The organism is Citrobacter sp. Cf132 (assembly GCF_030333885.1).
GTDB lineage: Bacteria > Pseudomonadota > Gammaproteobacteria > Enterobacterales > Enterobacteriaceae > Citrobacter > Citrobacter freundii.
Genome location: NZ_JAOWFA010000067.1, coordinates 41,296 through 61,668, shown reverse-complemented (window position 1 = coordinate 61,668; position 20,373 = coordinate 41,296). Strand labels below are relative to the sequence as shown.

The following is a 20,373-nucleotide window of genomic DNA, read 5'->3' as shown; positions in this document are numbered from 1 at the left end:
TTAAACGCCGGATGCTCTGCCCGGCGTGATTGTGTATTAACGGTGCAGCCAGGCCGGCAGCCAGTCGCCGTGAGACGCGATCAGGTCGTCCACCAGCGCATAAATCTCTTCAATCCCCAGTACCGCGGCGGTATGCGGATCCATCATCGCCGCGTGATAAACACGATCGCGGTTCTCCGTCAGGATGGCTTCCGTTAGCAGAGTCTGAACATTGATATTGGTTTGCATCATAGCCGCCAAATGTGACGGGAGAGCTCCGACTTTCGTTGGCTGAATACCATTCGCATCAACCAGACAAGCGACTTCAACACAGCAACCTTGCGGCAGGTTATCGATCAGATTGTCATTGCGAACGTTGCCATAGACGACGCTTGGTTCACCGGTCCAGATAGCGTTCATGATAGTGCTGGCATATTCGCGCGACGGTTTAATGTCGATCCGCTCAGCCGTTTTGTACTCTTCCAGCTCTTTTTTCCAGTTCGCCAACTGTTCCACACAACGTTTCGGATATTCATCCAATGGCACCTTATAGCGCTCAATCAGATCTTCACGCCCCGGTTTGATAAACCACGGCGTATATTCGGCGAAGTGCTCCGACGATTCGGTGACGAAATACCCCAGTTTTTTGAACATTTCATAGCGCACAATGTTCTGGCAACGGGTATTTCCGTGAATATTCGGTTTCGGCGCCTGACCGGATTGATAGGCCGCCAGCAGCTCCGGGTAGAGATTCACATAGGCGCCGTCCGCCGTTTTGCGCTCCAGCTCCAGATAAAACGCCATATGGTTGATCCCGGCACTGCGATAGCGCAAAGAGGCAGGGTCAATGTTCAGATCGCGGGCCAACTCCTCCGCCGTCCCCTGCACCGAATGACACAGCCCAACTTGCTTAATATGCGGATAGCGCGCATACATTGCCCAGGTGTTCATCGCCATCGGGTTAACGTAGTTAAGCATGGTGGCCTGCGGACAGACTTCGGTCATATCCTCACAAATCTGCCATAAATGCGGAATGGTGCGCAGCGCGCGCATAATGCCGCCCGGCCCCAGCGTGTCGGCAATCGTCTGCTCCAGACCATGGCGTTTACACACCGTAAAATCGGTGACGGTACAGGGTTCATAGCCGCCGATCTGGAAAGCGACCACCACAAAATCAGCATCCTGTAATGCTGCTTTTTGATCGGTATAGCAGGTGATTCGTCCAGACGCGCCCGCAGAATCCATCAACTTGCGCACAACAACGTGTGACTCTTCCAGACGCGTAGGATCGAGATCCATCAAGGCGATATGCGCAGATTTAAGCGCATCGCGGTGAAAGACGTCCCCAAGAATATTTTTGACGAAAATCGTGGAACCGGCGCCGATAAAGGTAATTTTGGGTGCAGACATCATGACTCTCCAGAACATTAGTAAACACAGTCATGGTGGCACAGCGTATAGCTGAAAACTTCCGACTTCTCTGCTGACCATTCCCATAAACTCAGATCATCACTCTGCACCCTATTGGATCTGAGTTTATGGGACAAAATTACCCAAAAAGCAGAGTATGTGGCCGCAAAATGTCGCTATGCTCAATGGTAACGGTCCAATTTGTGTCCTGATTCTCAGCCTTAATACGTGTTAAATGACATGATTCTGATAATTCAGGAAATGGAGCAACCATGAGTACATTACCGACATCGCCTCTTCCCCCCGATCCGCACATGTGCAGTAGCGATGAAGAACAAACCCGCAGCCCACTATCGCTGTACTCAGAATATCAACGGATGGATATCGAGTTGCGCTCACCGCATGCTATGCCAGCAAGCCACTGGCATGGGCAGGTGGAGATCAATGTGCCGTTTGATGGTGACGTCGAGTACCTGATCAACAACGAAGTCGTACAGATAAAACAGGGACACATCACGCTATTCTGGGCCTGCACACCGCATCAACTCACGCGTCCGGGCAGTTGCCAAAGTATGGCTATCTTCAATTTACCGATGCACCTTTTCCTCTCCTGGCCGCTGGATCGCGAGTTGATCAACTATGTTACCCATGGAATGGTCATCAAATCGCTGGCGTCGCAGCAGTTGAGCACCTTTGAAGTTCAGCGCTGGCAACAGGAACTGAACAACCCGAACGAACAAATTCGCCAGCTCGCCATTGATGAAATTGGTCTGATGCTCAAGCGGTTTAGCCTTTCCGGCTGGCAGCCTATACTCGTCAATAAAACCTCGCGGACCCACAAAAACAGCGTGTCGCGGCACGCCCAGTTTTACGTCAGCCAAATGCTGAGCTTTATTGCCGATAACTACGATCAGGCGCTCACCATCAACGACGTCGCGGAACACGTGAAGCTCAACGCCAACTACGCGATGGGGATTTTCCAACGCGTAATGCAACTCACCCTGAAGCAGTACATCACGGCAATGCGGATCAATCACGTCCGCGCATTGCTAAGCGATACCGATAAAACCATTCTCGACGTTGCGTTGACCGCCGGATTCCGTTCCAGCAGCCGTTTTTATGACACCTTCAGCAAGTTTGTCGGCATGTCGCCGCAGCAGTACCGCAAACTAAGCCAGCAGCATCGGCAAACAATGGCTGGTTGATATCATTCGGCCATATCAGTATCAGCCAAAAAAATAATCCCCCTGTCGATAAACGGTGGTGAAAAACCGCCAATAAGCAAACGTAACCATATGTTTAAAAACAAATTAAACATAAATCAGACTATTTTTCACCCGCTTTACAGCCCGTTTTGACAGGATAATACTTGCCTGCGTCACATTCATACGGTGTGTCTGCAATTCATAGATTGCAACCTTTCCACAACCGGGTAAAAGATGATGAAAGTATTAATTGTTGAAAGTGAGTTTCTGCATCAGGACACCTGGGTCGGTAGCGCTGTCGAACGTCTGGCTGACGCATTAAGCCGCCAAAATGTTACCGTCATTAAGTCCACCTCATTCGACGATGGCTACGCAATCCTCGCCGCCAATGAAGCCATTGATTGCCTGATGTTCAGCTATCAAATGGAACAACAAGACGAACACCTGAACGTCAGGCAATTGATCGGCAAGCTCCACGAGCGCCAGCAAAACGTTCCCGTATTCCTGCTGGGCGATCGCGAAAAAGCCACCGCATCGCTGGATCGCGACCTGCTGGAGCTTGTCGATGAATTCGCCTGGATTCTGGAGGACAGCGCTGACTTTATCGCTGGCCGTGCCATCGCAGCGATGACTCGCTATCGTCAGCAGTTGTTACCACCGCTGTTCAACGCCCTGATGAAATACAGCAATGTCCATGAGTATTCCTGGGCTGCACCGGGTCACCAGGGCGGTGTCGGTTTCACCAAAACACCTGCCGGTCGACTGTACCATGACTACTACGGTGAGAATCTCTTCCGTACCGACATGGGGATTGAACGTACCAATCTCGGTTCTTTACTCGACCATACAGGCGCATTTGGGGAAAGTGAAAAAAATGCTGCCCGCGTGTTCGGTGCCGACCGTTCCTGGTCCGTAGTGGTCGGGACTTCCGGCTCTAACCGCACCATCATGCAGGCCTGTATGACCGACAACGACGTCGTGGTGCTGGATCGTAACTGCCATAAATCCATCGAACAGGGGCTGATCCTCACCGGGGCAAAACCGGTGTACATGGTGCCAAGCCGCAACCGGTACGGCATTATCGGGCCTATCTACCCGCAAGAAATGCAGCCTGAAACTTTACAGAAAAAAATCAGCGAAAGCCCGCTGACCAAAGGCAAAGCTGGGCAAAAACCGTCTTACAGCGTTGTGACCAACTGTACCTACGACGGTGTTTGCTACAACGCCAAAGAGGCGCAGGATCTGCTCGCACAAACCAGCGATCGCATCCACTTCGATGAAGCCTGGTACGGCTATGCTCGCTTCAACCCAATTTATGCCGATCACTACGCCATGCGTGGCGCGCCGGGCGATCATAACGGTCCTACCGTTTTTGCCACCCACTCGACCCACAAACTGCTGAATGCGCTCTCTCAGGCATCTTACATTCACGTTCGTGAAGGGCGTGGGGCCGTGAACTTCTCCCGCTTTAACCAGGCGTACATGATGCACGCCACCACCTCTCCGCTGTATGCTATCTGCGCCTCAAACGACGTGGCGGTCTCCATGATGGACGGTAACAGCGGCCTGTCGCTCACTCAGGAAGTGATCGACGAAGCAGTCGATTTCCGTCAGGCCATGGCACGGTTGTACAAAGAGTTCACCGCCGAAGGCGACTGGTTCTTCAAACCGTGGAACAAAGAAGTGGTAACCGATCCGCAGACCGGTAAAACCTATGACTTTGCCGACGCGCCAGCCACATTGCTGGCAACCGATCAGAACTGCTGGGTGATGCGTCCGGGTGAATCCTGGCACGGCTTTAAAGACCTGCCGGATAACTGGAGCATGCTGGACCCGATCAAAGTCAGCATTCTGGCACCGGGGATGGGCGACGATGGCGAACTGGAAGAGAACGGCGTACCGGCCGCACTGGTTACCGCCTGGCTTGGCCGCCACGGCATCGTGCCGACCCGAACCACCGATTTCCAGATTATGTTCCTGTTCTCCATGGGGATTACCCGCGGGAAATGGGGCACACTGATCAACACGCTGTGCTCTTTCAAACACCACTACGATGCCAATACCCCGCTGGCACAGGTGATGCCAGAACTGGTTGAGGAACATCCTGACACTTATGCCAACATGGGTATTCACGATCTGGGCGACACCATGTTCGCCTGGCTGAAAGAGAACAACCCAGGCAGCCGTCTCAATGCAGCCTACTCCGGTCTGCCGGATGCGGATATTACTCCGCGTGACGCTTACAACGCGATAGTCAGTGACAACGTTGAGATGGTGGCGATTGAAAATCTGGCGGGACGTATTGCGGCAAACTCCGTGATCCCTTACCCACCGGGAATTCCGATGCTGCTGTCCGGTGAAAACTTTGGCGATGCCAACAGCCCGCAAATTGGGTACCTGCGTTCGTTGCAGTCCTGGGACCACCACTTCCCTGGATTTGAACATGAAACCGAAGGAACGGAAATTATTGACGGTGTTTATCACGTTATGTGCGTGAAAGCATAAGGTCTCTTTTAGATAGTCCGATGTTTAAGGTAGACATGTCATTCTTGAGTAATTCCTGAGTATTGCTGCAAAACAATAACACTGTCATACCTTTTTGCGCGGGACCACCCCGCGCTTTTTTTATACGCAAATAGCATCTTTCCACTTGCGTAAAAAAATGTGTACATAAGAAAAATCCCACCAAACATTGTAATTAATTTCAGACACGTTATTTTATTGCGGTCCTGGTTTCATCATACAATTTCAATTTAGCCGATTTGGCTCATCTGATGTTGAGCTACGGTGTTTTTTCATATTCCTGGAGTTGGGTATGAAGCTTTGCAGCAAAGAAGCTTGTGTTGTTGTATTAACGGAGAAGGATGTTTGGTTAAGGATTAACGGTAAAGAAGCCATCAGTTTAAAAGCTAATCATATGGCACTGGTGGCATGCGATAATAATATTATCGATTTTTCATCACTTAATAACGCATTGGTCGTACATATTAGCCGCGATATCATTAAAGACTATCTGCGCTTTTTAAATAAAGACCTTTCACAGATCCCACTCTGGCAACGCAGTGCCAGCCCAGTAATGACCTCAGCGTGTCTGACGCCGGATGTCTTCAGGGTGGCTGCCCAACATAGCGTAATGGACACAGTGAACGAAGCTGAAAGAGAGCGTACGCGCTCGCTACTGTTCACGGTGTTATCACGCTTTCTCGACAGCAAAAAGTTTATCTCTTTGCTCATGTATATGCTGCGCAACTGTATCAGCGACAGCGTTTATCACATTATTGAGAGCGATATACATAAAGACTGGAATTTAAGCATGGTTGCCAGTTGCTTATGCCTGAGTCCCAGTTTGTTAAAGAAAAAGCTCAAAAGTGAAAATACAAGTTACAGCCAAATAATTACCACCTGTCGCATGCGATATGCCGTCAATCAATTACTGATGGACGGCAAAAATATTTCCCAGGTCTCTCAACTATGTGGATATAACAGTACCTCATACTTTATCTCCGTATTCAAAGAGTTCTATGGGATGACGCCTCTGCATTATGTTAGTCAACATAGGGAGCCATCCGCCGCCTGATTTTTAATCAGTTAGCGATAAGCCATAATAATATCAGCATTAGCGATACCCCAGCTCCGCCATCATTAAACAGACTTTTGACGAGGTATGATAAGGCGTCATTTATCCTTATCAGGAGTTAGAAAATATGTCGACGGATGCTGATGCTCACAAAGTGGGCTTAATCCCCGTCACCCTTATGGTGTCGGGGAATATTATGGGTTCCGGTGTATTCCTGCTACCCGCAAACCTTGCGTCAACTGGCGGGATTGCAATCTACGGATGGTTGGTCACGATTATCGGTGCTCTGGCACTGTCGATGGTGTACGCCAAAATGTCGTCCTTAGACTCCAGTCCCGGTGGTTCTTATGCTTATGCCCGCCGCTGCTTCGGTCCTTTTTTGGGCTACCAGACCAACGTGCTGTACTGGCTGGCCTGCTGGATTGGTAACATCGCCATGGTGGTCATTGGTGTCGGTTACCTGAGCTACTTCTTCCCCATCTTAAAAGATCCGCTGGTCCTGACGCTGACCTGTGTCGTAGTACTGTGGATCTTCGTATTACTGAACATTGTCGGACCGAAAATGATCACCCGCGTGCAGGCCGTCGCAACGGTACTGGCACTGGTACCAATTGTCGGGATTGCCGTCTTCGGCTGGTTCTGGTTCCGCGGTGAAACCTATATGGCGGCCTGGAACGTCAGCGGCATGAACACCTTCGGCGCGATTCAAAGCACTCTGAATGTTACCTTATGGTCATTTATCGGGGTAGAAAGCGCCTCCGTCGCGGCTGGCGTGGTTAAAAACCCCAAACGTAACGTACCTATCGCCACCATGGGCGGCGTGCTGATTGCCGCTGTTTGCTACGTGCTCTCCACCACCGCGATCATGGGTATGATCCCTAACGCGGCGCTACGTGTTTCAGCCTCTCCGTTCGGTGATGCCGCACGCATGGCGCTGGGTGACACCGCAGGGGCAATTGTCTCCTTCTGTGCTGCGGCCGGGTGTCTTGGTTCTCTGGGCGGCTGGACGCTGCTTGCCGGGCAAACCGCCAAAGCCGCAGCCGATGACGGCCTGTTCCCACCGATTTTTGCCCGCGTGAACAAAGCCGGTACACCAGTGGCCGGGTTAATTATCGTCGGCATTCTGATGACCATCTTCCAGTTCAGCAGCATGTCGCCGAACGCAGCGAAAGAGTTTGGTCTGGTCTCTTCGGTCTCCGTTATCTTCACCCTGGTGCCGTATCTGTATACCTGTGCCGCGCTGCTGCTGCTCGGCCATGGTCACTTTGGTAAAGCACGCCCGATGTACTTACTGGTGACCTTTATCGCCTTTGTCTACTGCATCTGGGCGGTTGTCGGTTCCGGAGCCAAAGAAGTGATGTGGTCGTTCGTCACGTTGATGATCATCACCGCTCTGTACGCACTGAACTACAACCGGATCCATAAAAACCCGTATCCACTGGATGCCCCGGTAAACAATAACTAACACCAACAATCGTCGTGGCCCGATGGCGTAAGTTCATCGGGCCAACGTTCTCCCACCGCTCTTCGAAAAATCAACATTAAGAACTTAAGGTTGGCTTAATTTTACTTTGAGAGGATTTGCGCCACATAGTCGATGGAACCCCCCTTAATGTTAAAGCTCTTGTTTAAAAGGCCCACTCTCGGGCTAATCAGCTGGCTTCTGCTGATCTCATTTTATCTTGCGACCTTCCTGAACATTGCGTTCTATAAACAAGTGCTGCAAGACCTGCCTCTGGACTCTGTGCGTAACGTGCTGGTGTTTTTATCAATGCCGGTGGTCGCGTTCAGCGTCATGAACATTGTGCTGACACTGGCCTCATTCCTGTGGCTTAATCGCCTGGTGGCGTGCATTTTCATTCTGGTTGGCGCATCGGCCCAATATTTCATCATGACCTACGGCATCATCATCGACCGCTCAATGATCGCCAATATGATGGACACCACCCCCGCCGAAACCTTTGCTTTGCTGACGCCACAACTGCTCATCACGCTCGGGGTGAGCGGCATTCTGGCCGCACTTATTGCCTGCTGGGTAAAAATCAAACCGATCACGTCTGTCATGCGCAGCATACTGTTCCGTGGCGCGAACATTCTGATCTCCGCACTGCTGATCGTGCTGGTCGCTGCGTTCTTCTATAAAGATTACGCTTCACTGTTTCGCAACAACAAAGAACTGGTGAAATCCCTCAGTCCATCCAACAGCATTGTGGCGACGTCATCCTGGTATTCACACCAGAGGCTGGCCCACCTGCCGCTGGTACGCATTGGCGAAGATGCACACCGCAATCCGTTGATGGTGAAAGAAAAGCGTAAGAACCTGACGATTGTGGTTCTCGGCGAGACTTCACGTGGCGATAACTTCTCGCTGTCAGGCTATTCGCGCCAGACCAACCCGCTGCTGGAAAAAGATAATGTGGTCTATTTCCCCCGCACAACGTCCTGCGGAACGGCAACGGCAGTATCAGTACCCTGCATGTTCTCGGATATGCCACGCGCGCACTACGACGAAGAACTGGCGCAGCATCAGGAAGGCGTGCTCGACATTATTCAACGGGCGGGAATTAACGTTCTGTGGAACGATAACGACGGCGGCTGCAAAGGGGCTTGTGACCGGGTTCCACACCAGAATATGACTAAGCTGAACCTGCCGGGGCAGTGTATTGACGGTGAATGCTACGATGAAGTCCTGTTCCACGGGCTGGAAGAGTACATTAATAACCTGAAAGGCGACGGCGTGATTGTGTTGCATACCATCGGCAGCCACGGTCCGACCTATTACAACCGCTATCCTGCGCAGTTTAAGAAATTTACGCCAACCTGCGATACCAACGAAATCCAGACCTGTTCACAGCAACAGTTGGTCAATACTTACGACAACACTATTCTTTACGTTGACTATATTGTTGATAAAGCAATCAATATACTGAAAGAGCACCAGGATAATTTCACCACCAGCCTGGTCTATCTTTCCGATCACGGCGAATCCTTAGGGGAAAATGGCGTCTATTTGCACGGCCTGCCGTATTCGATTGCACCTGATACGCAAAAACATGTGCCGATGCTGCTGTGGCTCTCCGAGGATTATCAGCAACGCTATCAGGTCTCTCAGACATGTTTGCAAAAACGGGCAAGCTCAGAAGATTTCTCACAGGATAATCTCTTCTCGACCCTGCTGGGATTAACGGGCGTACAAACACAGAAATATCAGGCGGCGGATGATATTCTGCAACCCTGCCGGGGAGGCTAAACGAATGAAAATCCTGATTGTTGAAGATGATACGTTGTTATTACAGGGACTGATACTCGCCGCGCAAACAGAAGGCTACGCCTGCGACGGCGTATCCACGGCCCGTGCAGCGGAGCAGTGTCTGGAGAGCGGACATTACAGTCTGGTTGTTCTGGACCTGGGTTTACCGGATGAAGACGGTCTGCATTTCCTGAACCGGATCCGGCAGAAAAAATACACCGTGCCGGTACTTATCCTCACCGCCCGCGACACGGTGAAAGACCGGGTCAGCGGGCTGGACGTGGGGGCCGATGACTATCTGGTCAAACCGTTCGCACTGGAAGAACTGCACGCCCGCATCCGGGCACTGCTGCGTCGTCACAACAATCAGGGTGAAAGTGAACTCATTGTCAGCAATCTGACGCTAAATATCGGTCGGCGCCAGGTGTGGATGGACGGGCAAGAGGTTATCTTAACGCCGAAAGAATACGCACTCCTGTCGCGCCTGATGCTCAAAGCGGGCAGCCCGGTACACCGGGAAATTTTGTATAACGACATCTACAGCTGGGATAACGAACCGTCGACCAATACGCTGGAAGTGCACATTCACAACCTGCGCGACAAAGTCGGAAAATCTCGCATCCGCACGGTCAGGGGATTTGGCTATATGCTGGTTGCCACTGAGGAAAGCTAAGTGAAGCTGCTGCAATATCTAAAACAACCGCTCCCGCTTCGTCATCGCCTGATGCTGACGATTGGTCTTATTCTGCTGGTCTTTCAGCTGATTAGCACCTTCTGGTTGTGGCATGAAAGTACCGAGCAAATACAGTTATTCGAACAGGCATTGCGCGAAAATCGCAATAACGATCGCCACATCATGCATGAGATCCGCGAGGCCATCGCCAGTCTGATCGTCCCCGGCATCTTTATGGTCAGCCTGGCACTGCTGATTTGCTACCAGGCAGTGCGACGTATTACTCGCCCGCTGGCAGATCTGCAAAAAGAGCTGGAGGCGCGGGCAGCCGATAACCTGACCCCGATTGAAATTCACAGCTCAACCATTGAGATCCAGGCGGTTGTCTCCGCGCTCAACGACCTGGTAACGCGGCTAACCAGCACGATTGAAAACGAACGCTTATTTACCGCCGATGTCGCTCACGAACTGCGCACACCGCTGTCAGGCGTGCGCCTGCATCTGGAATTATTATCCAAAACCCATAAGGTCGACGTTTCGCCGCTAATTGCCCGCCTGGATCAAATGATGGACAGCGTATCGCAACTGCTGCAACTCGCCCGCGTCGGACAGTCGTTTTCGGCCGGGAGCTACCAGCATGTCAAGCTGCTGGAGGATGTTATTCTGCCCTCCTACGATGAACTCAGCACCATGCTGGACCAACGTAAACAGACGCTGCTCCTGCCACAAAGCGCGGCGGACGTTGTCGTGCCTGGTGATGTTACGCTGTTGCGGATGCTACTACGAAATCTGGTGGAAAACGCGCATCGTTACAGCCCGGAAGGCACCCATATTACAATTAGCCTGAACACAGAGCAGGATGCCGTCCTTGCCGTCGAAGATGAAGGGCCGGGCATTGATGAAAGTAAATGTGGGGAGTTGAGTAAAGCGTTTGTGCGTATGGACAGCCGCTTTGGCGGAATTGGACTGGGGCTGAGCATTGTCAGTCGCATCACCCAGTTACATCAAGGGCATTTCTATTTGCAAAATCGCCAGGGAGCCAACGGCACTCGCGCATGGGTGAAATTGGCGAAAATTCAGTAAGAGCTCACCCATACATACAAAAAGCTGCTGACGATCAGCAAACTGCACACGGTGGTCAAACTTTCATAAATACGGGTTTTCATGACACTCTCCTCCGAAACTATGGAGGAGAGTTTGCCTGAAGGATATTAAGCCAACCTTAAGGCCACGCGCCGGATGGCGGCTGACGCCTTATCCGGCCTACAAAGTACAATGCTACCCGTAGGCCTAAAAGCTGCGTGCCATCAGGCAATGACACGATTACTCATCAATACGCGGATGCTGCTGCACCAGACGCGTGCGCTTAACCTGTAGCTCAGCAATTTCCTGATCGATATCTTCGATTTTCTGTTCAATGTTATCGTAGTGTTCGCCGAGGATCTCTTTCGCTTCCTGAATATCTGAAGCGGCAGGCGTGGCCCCTTTCAGCGGCTGATTGGCGGTCTCTTTCATGGTCACGCCGGTAATTAAACCAATCACCGCAATCACCATCAGATAATAAGCAGGCATCATCAGATTCTGCGAGCTTTCCACCAGCCATGCGGCCAATGTCGGAGTCAGACCAGCAATCAATACCGAGATATTAAACGCGGCGGCCAGTGCACTGTAGCGAATATGCGTCGGGAACATTGCCGGTAACGTGGACGCCATCACCCCGGTAAAGCAGTTGAGGATCACCGCCAACATCAGCAACCCGGCGAAAATCAGACCGATAACATTACTGTTAATCAGGATAAATGCCGGAATCGCCAGCACAAACAGCGCAATACTGCCCATGATCACAAACGGACGACGCCCGAAGCGGTCGCTGAGCAACCCCATAATCGGCTGCACAAACAGCATACCAATCATGATGGCGATAATAATCAACACACCGTGGTCTTCGGAGTAATGCAGGTTATGCGACAGGTAGCTCGGCATATAGGTGAGCAGCATGTAGTAGGTGACGTTGGTAGCAATCACCAAACCAACACATGCCAACAAGCTGCGCCAGTGCTTAGTCGCAATCTCTTTAAACGAAACCTTCGGACCTTCCTGTAGACCCTGACGATCGCCCTGCTCCAGTTTATCCACGTGCTGCTGGAACGCCGGCGTCTCTTCCAGCGCATGACGCAGGTACAGACCAATCAGCCCTAACGGTAGCGCCAGGAAGAACGGAATACGCCAGCCCCAGTCAAGGAAATTTTCCTCGCCGACGACGGTTGAAATCAGAACCACCACGCCCGCACCCAGCACAAACCCGGCAATCGATCCGAAGTCCAGCCAACTGCCCATAAATCCACGCTTACGGTCCGGCGAATATTCCGCGACAAAAATCGACGCCCCGGTGTACTCTCCGCCGACCGAGAATCCCTGTGCCATCTTACACAGCAGCAGCAGAATCGGCGCCCAGATACCAATCGAGGCATACGAGGGAATAAGACCGATACAGAAGGTACTTATCGACATAATCACAATGGTGATAGCCAGTATCTTCTGACGACCGTATTTATCGCCGAGCATACCGAAGAACAATCCGCCAAGCGGTCGAATCAGAAAGGGAACAGAGAAGGTGGCGAGTGCAGCAACCATCTGCACGCTGGGGTCAGCCCCCGGGAAGAACACTTTACCTAATGCGTAAGCAACAAATCCATAAACACCAAAATCGAACCATTCCATCGCATTACCTAACGACGCTGCGGTAATGGCTTTTCGCAATTTACCGTCATCAATGATGGTAACGTCGCGCAGCGTTATAGGTTTTATTTTTTTCCTTTTTAGCATACTCGTCCTCATAGACTTAGCCCTGTCACGCTCCAGTTCGAGTCCCCCAACGCCCATGCGTCAAGGTCATCACCGAGCGGGGAACGCACAGGCGCATTCCCTGTAACAAGCGTAGCAGGTTTACTTACACTGACGAGAAACGCACAGTACAACCGAACCTGTTGACGCCTGATTGGGCGGTTAATGACCTCTTTACCCTAACAGCGTTTAAATTTGTGATCAACTTCACATATAGTTTTTCATTTCGTCAACATGCGTAAATTAGGTCATTCTTAGTCATCTTTTTTACATGTAACGCTTGCGATTTACTGACAATTAAATACAAGAATAAATCGCTTTATTGCACCAACAATCACAGTGGTCATTATTATTCTGCTAGCAAAAAAAATACCTAATCCCTTCACAAAAAGATCACAGCTTTTTTAATAATCAGAGCGACCGGGAACTTTTGCTCGGAATATGTGATGAAGATAACTAAAACATCGTTTTATTTTGATTGAATCAATGTTCCCATGAATGCAAACTAATTCCAGACGCAATATCCCTGGGAGCAGCAACACGCTCAACGTATGCCGCGTTAGATTTTATAAAACAAAGAGATAGCGAGTTTCTTTGTTAAGAAAAACCAGTAACCATTTGAATTTATTAATTTTTACTCTCTTGCGCTAGTATTAGCGGCGACAAGACATGAGGACGTTTATGAAAATTAAAGCCACGATTGAACGCATCCCCGGCGGAATGATGTTGATTCCTCTGTTATTAGGCGCAGTGTTAAATACGTTAGCTCCGGATACCGGTGCGTATTTCGGTTCGTTTACCAAAGGAATGATCAGCGGAACGGTACCGATTCTGGCAGTGTGGTTTTTTTGTATCGGCGCATCTATTGATTTACGGGCAACCGGCACGGTATTACGCAAGTCCGGTACGCTGGTAATAACCAAAATAGCCGTGGCGTGGGTAGTGGCAATGATTGCGGCTTCATTCATTCCTGATACCGGTATTCAAACCGGGTTCTTTGCAGGCCTCTCAGTTTTGGCAATTGTCTCCGCAATGGACATGACCAACGGTGGTTTGTACGCCAGCCTGATGAACCAGTACGGCACCAAAGAAGAGTCCGGCGCATTTGTGTTGATGTCTCTGGAATCCGGCCCGTTAATGACCATGGTGATCCTCGGCTCCGCGGGTCTGGCCTCCTTCGAGCCACACCATTTCATCGGCGCGGTATTACCGTTCCTGATTGGCTTTACATTAGGCAACCTGGATCATGACCTGCGTTCTTTCTTCAGCAAAGCCACTCCGGTGCTGATCCCGTTCTTCGGCTTCGCGTTGGGTAACACCATTAACCTGAGCGTAATCGTTGATACCGGTCTGCTGGGTATCCTGCTGGGTGTCGCGGTTATCGTCATCACCGGTATCCCTCTGATTATTGCAGACCGTGTTATTGGTGGCGGGAACGGTACGGCAGGCGTAGCAGCCTCTTCAGCAGCAGGCGCTGCGGTAGCAAACCCGGTGATTATCGCCCAGATTAACCCGGCGTTCGAACCGGTTGCCGCATCCGCTACGGCGCTGGTTGCCGCCAGCGTAATTGTCACCGCCATTCTGGTGCCGATTATCACCGCGCTGTACGCCAAACGTTTTAATAAAAACCTGGTCGCCAACGAAACGGTGTCCACCCCGGCAGACTCTCTGCACCACTAACTCTGTCTTAGCCACACTGACCGTCCCTGCTCAATTGATGAGTGGGGACGGTGCAAAAATCTCCTCAACCATCGCATCAGCCAGTCGTTTCGCCGAACACAATCGCGGCATTCCTAACGCCACATTTTGCCAACGCTGCGTCACCGACCAGCTCACCGGATGACGCTGCGCATCGCACCAGCCGCCTAACCAGCTCAGCATATCGTTATACTCGCCCGATCCGCCGACAACTGGCGTGCTGAGCCAATGATGATAGTAATGACGCGTAGCAGGCGCCGCATTCACGCTGTCCGCCAACGCCTGAGCGGCCATGGTTCGCAGGTTGTCTTTTAGCATTAACACCACATCGGAATTCGCTAACCGGCAGGCGTCACCGAAGGCTCCCCAGCGCAACTCCTCCAGCGCAACAAAACAGCGTTCAGGTAACGACCAACCGTCATATGCGCCAGCCCGCCAGCGGGTAAAAATTTGTTCGCTGTGTTCGCCCGCCTGAACCGTCAGACCACGCTGGGTCAGCGCCTTCTCTTTATACGCAGCGCGTTGGGTAAACCAGTCAGTCAGTGAATTTATTTGTTGTAAAAGACCGGGGGTTGAAAGCCCACGCGGGTGTTCGGTTTGTTGTAAAAACTTCAGCCCTTCGGCAATACGCACCAGCGCCAGATGGCCTGGGTCGATCATGCCCGCCAACTTTTCTACCAGCTTAAGACGCATCACCAGATGCTCGCTGGACACTCCCGCCATCACCCACGCCCGCAGTTGTGTCTGGGATAACACCTCCTGCGTCAGACGCGCGCGCAGCCGCTGCTGCTGTTGCAGAAAACCGCCGGAACGTTTGGTTTCATCTCCCTGAACCAGATCGACCATAAACTTCGGGTAGACACACTCCAGCGTCCTCCCGGGGCCTTCCAGTAAAACGTTAGTCATGTGTGCTCGGTTGCAAAAAGGGTATTGATATCGTCACGCAGCAAACGGGAATCTTCATAAAGCCATGCCGCAATCGTAATGCGCTGCTGCAATTGCTCATTCATTGCATTCACCGCGGATTCATTTTGTTGGCGTAGCGTCAGACTCTCACTCAGGCTCGCCTGCAATTGCGCCAGACACAGTGAAAAATCTGCAAAAAACGTGGCCATGCCTGCCGTAACGGAAATATCGACCTGAGCAACTAAAGCTTTACGAATTTGTTGGCAAAACTGGGAGACATACTGCACAAGGTTCTTATGCAAAGCGCCCATATCAATGAGATAACGCGTTTTTGTTTCGACGTAATCATTCCATCCCCAGTTGGGTTGATTTAGCCAACGAGAGAAAGTGTCACGCACCGCACCACCAGTAGACGGTGGATTTTCCACCGGGATATCCTGTTCAATGGCTTCGTTAAACAATTGGCGGGTATTGAAATTAAACATCGCTGTATGGAACGCTGGAAAACGGATCCGCGCACGAAAACCGGCGTGGTTTAGCTCCTCTTTCACCCTTTGCTCAATTGGCCGCATCGCGTCATTTAGCGCCCGGGAGAGCGTCGACTCAAGCTGTTCAAAACGCAGGGCTAAGTCACGGCTGATGCTTTCCTGCGCTGCCAGCAATACCCCCTCGCAGGACGAGCGAATTTTATCTAACACAATTTTCGCCTGGCCTTCATCGTGCAGCACCAGCATTTCTCCGGCCATTTCTGCCGAGGAGACGCCAGCTCCCAGGCTATGTTGTGACATCATCAGGACGTTTTCTTTGATAAAGAACGTGTTGATACCGCAAAGAATCTCGGTTTGTTGCTCTCTGAGATAGGCTGCAGCAGCCTCCAGCGCCAGTTCTACTTCATGGCTGACTTCATCGCTTACCCGCCCCTGGCTCACTTCTAACTGCTGCATATCCTCTTCAATATGCGTGATGTTCAGCCGCAGTTTGTCATAGGCGACCGTTAACCCGTGAGCACGAAACTCCAGATATTCGTGCACGCTTTGCGCATAGTTCAATAACTTATGTGACGCTGAGCGTAGCGCATACAGCGATGCATTGGCGTAAGCGGCGTGAATCACTTTCTGGATAGGCTGTTCAAACAGCGAGTCTTCCCACAACAGGTCGGCGGCATGACGGATATGCTCCGTATCTTCAAGATCGGTGGTTCGCCAGCGTCTGCCAAGCGCCGCTTCGGCAAAATCCTGCACCCAACGTTGCACCTGATGATCCGGCAATCGCCCACGGGCCGTCAGCTCATGACGCGCCCTGTTTGCCAGATAGCCCCACATTGAGGAAACCGGATAGATTCTCTCAGGGGCAATACCACCTTGCATCAACGTGCCAGAAATCAACGCCCGCACCTGCTCTTCATCGTCACTGTTGCGGTCTTTCTGATCGAACTTGTTCACCAGCGCATACAACGGTACTGACTTGCCAACCGCCATAATCGCCTGACGCACTTCCTCATCAGAAATCGATTTCAATTGGGTGTAATCCAACACCGCCAGCACCGCAGAGGCCCGTACCAGCTGTTCATTAAGCATTTTTTGTAAGTGCGGTTGTCCCGCCTCGTTCGGCCCCGGCGTATCCAGCAACGTTAATTGCCCTGGGTAGCTTGCTTGTCCGGCCAAATGGACAAACTCAACCTCAATAACCGGAATATGCTCAATCGCGGCATAGGCAGCAAAAGGAAAATCAACATCCAATGCTTTTGACAGGCGCACCAGGTCGTTCAGGCTTTTAAGGCAATGGAAAATAGGCTGTGCGCCAAGATAATACCGTTCAAATGCCACGCCGTTTTCAATATGCTGCAGCAGGACATTCATATCCTTGTCAATTTCCAGGGTCTGCGTAAGACGCAGGCGATCGCACTCGCGCACACGCTGCTGTAAAACCTTCATTAAGGCATCAATCGGCGCGACATGTGAAAAATGCAGGACCGGCTCTTTCTGCCCCGGCGTATGACGAATTAGCGTTGGTAACGCCGTCATGGGGCGATTACGATTAGGTAAAACTTCTGTCCCTACAATCGCGTTAATCGTCGTCGATTTTCCCGCTTTCATCGTGCCAACAATCGCCAGCACCATTTCCAGACGCGTAATCTTGCGCAACTCATTATTGAGCGTTGCTTGCTGGACATCCATGCCACGCGCGCTGAAATGCAGGGGCTGAACAACCTGACTGCTATGCTCTCCTTGTTTTAGCGCGACATCATCTAACGACGTCATGGGCAATTTTTGCAATTGCCTGAGATGTTCAAGCGAGAGCATCAGCAAGCGTTCCGCTTCCTGACTTAATTCATATATTGTCTGTGTGTGCATGGAAAATCTTTCCTTAACGCAAATAGCATTGCTTTTATTTAGCCCAATCGTTTTATTTATAGATTTTTTGGCTTTTATAATTACGTGTGAAAATAATTAAAATCAAAACAACCAATTGATATTATTAAAATAAGTTTGGCGTACAACCGTTGGCCTGAAACCTCTCACTTATGTAATAAGTAAGAAAGATAAACAGCGTAGTTCAGTTTTAAAAAATGCCAGCTTAATCCCCCTACTAAAATTAAGGGGGATTGAGATATTCAATCACAATGACTTAGACATCCCCAGGCGATGTTACCTATGAATATCAGATATTTCGCCTCACCTTATCTTAAATAACCTGACGTAGCAATTTCCCTTAAAAAATATTACCCCATACTTTCATTGAGGTAAAAGCAAAGGGTCTTTACAGCAGATCATTTACGTAATCACGCAGTAGTCCCGACAAAAGCAGGGATTTTATGTATAATTGCGGCCTTTTTCGGCAATCTGCCATTTTTTGGGCGCATTTGCCCCTGCTGACTTTTGAGGAAATCCACATGTCATTACCACACTGCCCACAATGCAACTCCGAATACACTTACGAAGATAACGGCATGTTCATCTGCCCGGAATGCGCGCACGAATGGAACGATGCTGAACCGGCACAGGACAGCGACGAACTGATCGTTAAAGATGCCAACGGCAACCTGCTGGCCGACGGCGACAGCGTTACCGTCGTGAAAGACCTGAAGGTAAAAGGTAGCTCTTCCATGCTGAAGATCGGTACCAAAGTGAAAAACATTCGCCTGGTTGAAGGTGACCACAACATCGATTGCAAAATCGATGGCTTTGGCCCAATGAAGCTGAAATCTGAGTTTGTGAAAAAGAACTGATGCAAATTGCCTGATGGCACTACGCTCATCAGGTCTACACCAGCTCATCTGCCAGGCGGGAAGCTCATACTTCCCGCCTGGTTTATTTATGCAGACGATAACTACACTTAACTGGTTTCTTTTACCTGAGGTAAAGATTATGCCGTTAAGTCCCTATATCTCCTTTGCAGGCAACTGCGCTGACGCTATCGCCTACTATCAAAAAACGTTAGGCGCTGAACTGCTCTACAAAATCAACTTCGGTGAAATGCCCAAATCGGCGCAGGATAGTGAAGATGGTTGCCCTTCAGGCATGAAATTCCCCGACACCGCCATCGCCCACGCCAACCTGCGCGTTGCGGGCAGCGACATCATGATGAGCGATAGCGCCCCGGACGGAAATGCTCACTACTCTGGCTTTACGCTGGTGCTCGACACGCAAAACGTCGATGAAGGCAAACGCTGGTTTGATAACCTGGCAGCAAACGGAAAAATCGAAATGGACTGGCAGGAAACCTTCTGGGCCCACGGTTTCGGTAAAGTGAGCGACCAGTATGGCGTGCCGTGGATGATCAACGTCGTCAAACAACAGCAACCCCCTACAGAGTAATCCAACGGGAGGCCAGCCCTCCCGTACTGTCATCAAATAGCGCTCAACTCTTCATCATCGAGTAACTATCCCTTAACGAAAACGTCACATTGATCCGCCACGATGGGGCCACTTTTTTAGGGAGGCCGCAGCATGCAAACGATTATTCGCGTCGAAAAACTCTCCAAGTCCTTCAATCAACATCAGGCGCTCAATGCGGTTGATCTGAATATCTGTTCCGGTGAGATGGTGGCTCTGCTTGGGCCGTCCGGCTCCGGCAAATCCACCCTTTTACGTCATTTAAGCGGTTTGATCGTCGGTGATAAATCACCCGGTAGCCGCGTCGAGCTGCTGGGCCGCACCGTTCAACATGAAGGCCGCCTGGCGCGCGATATCCGCAAAAGCCGCGCCCACACCGGCTACATCTTCCAGCAGTTCAATCTGGTGAACCGCCTGACAGTGCTGGAGAACGTCCTGATTGGCGCGCTCGGCAGCACGCCGTTCTGGCGCACCTGTTTTAACTGGTTTACCGCTGAGCAGAAACAGCGTGCATTACAAGCGTTAACCCGCGTTGGCATGGCGCACTTTGCATACCAGCGTGTTTCCACGCTTTCGGGCGGACAACAGCAGCGCGTCGCAATCGCCCGCGCGCTGATGCAGCAGGCCAAAGTGATCCTTGCCGATGAGCCGATTGCCTCACTGGACCCGGAATCCGCACGCATCGTGATGGACACCCTACGCGACATCAACCAGACCGACGGCATCACCGTGGTCGTCACGCTGCATCAGGTGGATTACGCCCTGCGCTACTGCGAACGCATCGTCGCGCTGCGCCAGGGCAACGTCTTCTTTGATGGCAGCAGCCAGCATTTTGATAACGATCGTTTTGACCATCTTTACCGCAGCATGAACCGCGTCGAACAGAACGCGCAGGCTGCATAGTTCTAAAAAACCAGGCGTTATTGGCGCAGCCAGGCTGGAGACGGCCAGCGCGGAAAAACCGGAGCGTACACGCAGTACGTGAGGATTTTGAG

The 20,373-nt window shown here is 51.1% G+C and carries 16 protein-coding genes; 11 read left to right on the top strand and 5 right to left on the bottom strand.

Going from position 1 to position 20,373, the window contains the following annotated elements; translation table 11 throughout:
• Positions 1-36: 36 nt before the first annotated feature.
• The gene (melA, locus tag OGV85_RS18860) at positions 37-1,392 is read right to left on the bottom strand and encodes an alpha-galactosidase (protein ID WP_100280262.1); all 1,356 of its coding nucleotides are present in this window, start codon (positions 1,390-1,392) and stop codon (positions 37-39) included.
• A 269-nt stretch (positions 1,393-1,661) separates the two neighbouring features.
• Here melA and melR point away from each other — a divergent pair, with 269 nt between their 5' ends.
• From melR to pmrB, 7 genes are all read left to right on the top strand, one after another.
• On the top strand, positions 1,662-2,594 hold the full coding sequence (melR, locus tag OGV85_RS18855) for a transcriptional regulator MelR (protein ID WP_061547517.1): 933 nt from the start codon (positions 1,662-1,664) through the stop codon (positions 2,592-2,594).
• Between the two features lie 237 nt (positions 2,595-2,831).
• Positions 2,832-5,099, top strand: a complete 2,268-nt coding sequence (gene adiA / locus OGV85_RS18850; protein ID WP_008321469.1) for an arginine decarboxylase — start codon at positions 2,832-2,834, stop codon at positions 5,097-5,099.
• Between the two features lie 310 nt (positions 5,100-5,409).
• Complete coding sequence (locus OGV85_RS18845; protein ID WP_003031855.1) at positions 5,410-6,171, top strand: AraC family transcriptional regulator; 762 nt, start codon at positions 5,410-5,412, stop codon at positions 6,169-6,171.
• A 127-nt stretch (positions 6,172-6,298) separates the two neighbouring features.
• Positions 6,299-7,636, top strand: a complete 1,338-nt coding sequence (gene adiC, locus OGV85_RS18840) for an arginine/agmatine antiporter (RefSeq protein ID WP_003031853.1) — start codon at positions 6,299-6,301, stop codon at positions 7,634-7,636.
• Between the two features lie 147 nt (positions 7,637-7,783).
• Positions 7,784-9,421, top strand: coding sequence for a phosphoethanolamine transferase EptA (gene eptA / locus OGV85_RS18835; RefSeq protein ID WP_003031851.1), 1,638 nt, complete (start codon positions 7,784-7,786; stop codon positions 9,419-9,421).
• 4 nt (positions 9,422-9,425) lie between these two features.
• A complete protein-coding gene (gene pmrA / locus OGV85_RS18830; RefSeq protein WP_003031849.1) occupies positions 9,426-10,094 on the top strand; it encodes a two-component system response regulator PmrA in 669 nt (222 codons plus the stop codon).
• Positions 10,095-11,177, top strand: coding sequence for a two-component system sensor histidine kinase PmrB (gene pmrB / locus OGV85_RS18825; protein WP_061547516.1), 1,083 nt, complete (start codon positions 10,095-10,097; stop codon positions 11,175-11,177).
• Here the strand turns inward: pmrB and pmrR are convergent.
• Together pmrR and proP are read right to left on the bottom strand one after the other, a co-directional pair.
• Positions 11,171-11,260 (bottom strand): LpxT activity modulator PmrR, encoded by a 90-nt coding sequence (gene pmrR / locus OGV85_RS18820; RefSeq protein ID WP_008321468.1) that lies wholly within the window; start codon positions 11,258-11,260, stop codon positions 11,171-11,173. The genes pmrB and pmrR overlap by 7 nt on opposite strands.
• 157 nt (positions 11,261-11,417) lie before the next feature.
• A complete protein-coding gene (proP, locus tag OGV85_RS18815; protein ID WP_003031844.1) occupies positions 11,418-12,920 on the bottom strand; it encodes a glycine betaine/L-proline transporter ProP in 1,503 nt (500 codons plus the stop codon).
• A 699-nt stretch (positions 12,921-13,619) separates the two neighbouring features.
• Between proP and kdgT the strand changes: the two genes are divergently transcribed.
• On the top strand, positions 13,620-14,618 hold the full coding sequence (kdgT, locus tag OGV85_RS18810) for a 2-keto-3-deoxygluconate transporter (protein ID WP_003031841.1): 999 nt from the start codon (positions 13,620-13,622) through the stop codon (positions 14,616-14,618).
• A gap of 30 nt (positions 14,619-14,648) precedes the next feature.
• On the opposite strand, the gene OGV85_RS18805 is transcribed toward kdgT, so the two are convergent.
• Positions 14,649-15,542, bottom strand: a complete 894-nt coding sequence (locus OGV85_RS18805; RefSeq protein ID WP_181522669.1) for a diguanylate cyclase regulator RdcB family protein — start codon at positions 15,540-15,542, stop codon at positions 14,649-14,651.
• Positions 15,539-17,896, bottom strand: a complete 2,358-nt coding sequence (gene crfC / locus OGV85_RS18800) for a clamp-binding protein CrfC (RefSeq protein WP_047389621.1) — start codon at positions 17,894-17,896, stop codon at positions 15,539-15,541. The genes OGV85_RS18805 and crfC overlap by 4 nt, the downstream gene beginning before the upstream one ends.
• Before the next feature lie 539 nt (positions 17,897-18,435).
• Here crfC and OGV85_RS18795 point away from each other — a divergent pair.
• From OGV85_RS18795 to phnC, 3 genes are all read left to right on the top strand, one after another.
• Positions 18,436-18,771 (top strand): zinc ribbon domain-containing protein YjdM, encoded by a 336-nt coding sequence (locus OGV85_RS18795; RefSeq protein ID WP_003031835.1) that lies wholly within the window; start codon positions 18,436-18,438, stop codon positions 18,769-18,771.
• 139 nt (positions 18,772-18,910) lie between these two features.
• Positions 18,911-19,360 carry a VOC family metalloprotein YjdN gene (yjdN, locus tag OGV85_RS18790; RefSeq protein WP_003031832.1) on the top strand — a complete coding sequence of 150 codons (450 nt, stop codon included), beginning with the start codon at positions 18,911-18,913 and terminating at the stop codon, positions 19,358-19,360.
• A 132-nt stretch (positions 19,361-19,492) separates the two neighbouring features.
• Positions 19,493-20,281 (top strand): phosphonate ABC transporter ATP-binding protein, encoded by a 789-nt coding sequence (gene phnC, locus OGV85_RS18785; RefSeq protein ID WP_003031830.1) that lies wholly within the window; start codon positions 19,493-19,495, stop codon positions 20,279-20,281.
• The last annotated feature ends 92 nt before the right edge of the window (positions 20,282-20,373 follow it).

Coding starts and splice junctions, on each gene's coding strand:
- kdgT (WP_003031841.1), top strand. CDS start 13,620: ATGAAAATTAAAGCCACGATTGAACGCATCCCCGGCGGAATGATGTTG.
- OGV85_RS18845 (WP_003031855.1), top strand. CDS start 5,410: ATGAAGCTTTGCAGCAAAGAAGCTTGTGTTGTTGTATTAACGGAGAAG.
- melR (WP_061547517.1), top strand. CDS start 1,662: ATGAGTACATTACCGACATCGCCTCTTCCCCCCGATCCGCACATGTGC.
- adiC (WP_003031853.1), top strand. CDS start 6,299: ATGTCGACGGATGCTGATGCTCACAAAGTGGGCTTAATCCCCGTCACC.
- OGV85_RS18805 (WP_181522669.1), bottom strand. CDS start 15,542: ATGACTAACGTTTTACTGGAAGGCCCCGGGAGGACGCTGGAGTGTGTC.
- pmrR (WP_008321468.1), bottom strand. CDS start 11,260: ATGAAAACCCGTATTTATGAAAGTTTGACCACCGTGTGCAGTTTGCTG.
- OGV85_RS18795 (WP_003031835.1), top strand. CDS start 18,436: ATGTCATTACCACACTGCCCACAATGCAACTCCGAATACACTTACGAA.
- proP (WP_003031844.1), bottom strand. CDS start 12,920: ATGCTAAAAAGGAAAAAAATAAAACCTATAACGCTGCGCGACGTTACC.
- yjdN (WP_003031832.1), top strand. CDS start 18,911: ATGCCGTTAAGTCCCTATATCTCCTTTGCAGGCAACTGCGCTGACGCT.
- melA (WP_100280262.1), bottom strand. CDS start 1,392: ATGATGTCTGCACCCAAAATTACCTTTATCGGCGCCGGTTCCACGATT.
- adiA (WP_008321469.1), top strand. CDS start 2,832: ATGAAAGTATTAATTGTTGAAAGTGAGTTTCTGCATCAGGACACCTGG.
- crfC (WP_047389621.1), bottom strand. CDS start 17,896: ATGCACACACAGACAATATATGAATTAAGTCAGGAAGCGGAACGCTTG.
- eptA (WP_003031851.1), top strand. CDS start 7,784: ATGTTAAAGCTCTTGTTTAAAAGGCCCACTCTCGGGCTAATCAGCTGG.
- pmrA (WP_003031849.1), top strand. CDS start 9,426: ATGAAAATCCTGATTGTTGAAGATGATACGTTGTTATTACAGGGACTG.
- phnC (WP_003031830.1), top strand. CDS start 19,493: ATGCAAACGATTATTCGCGTCGAAAAACTCTCCAAGTCCTTCAATCAA.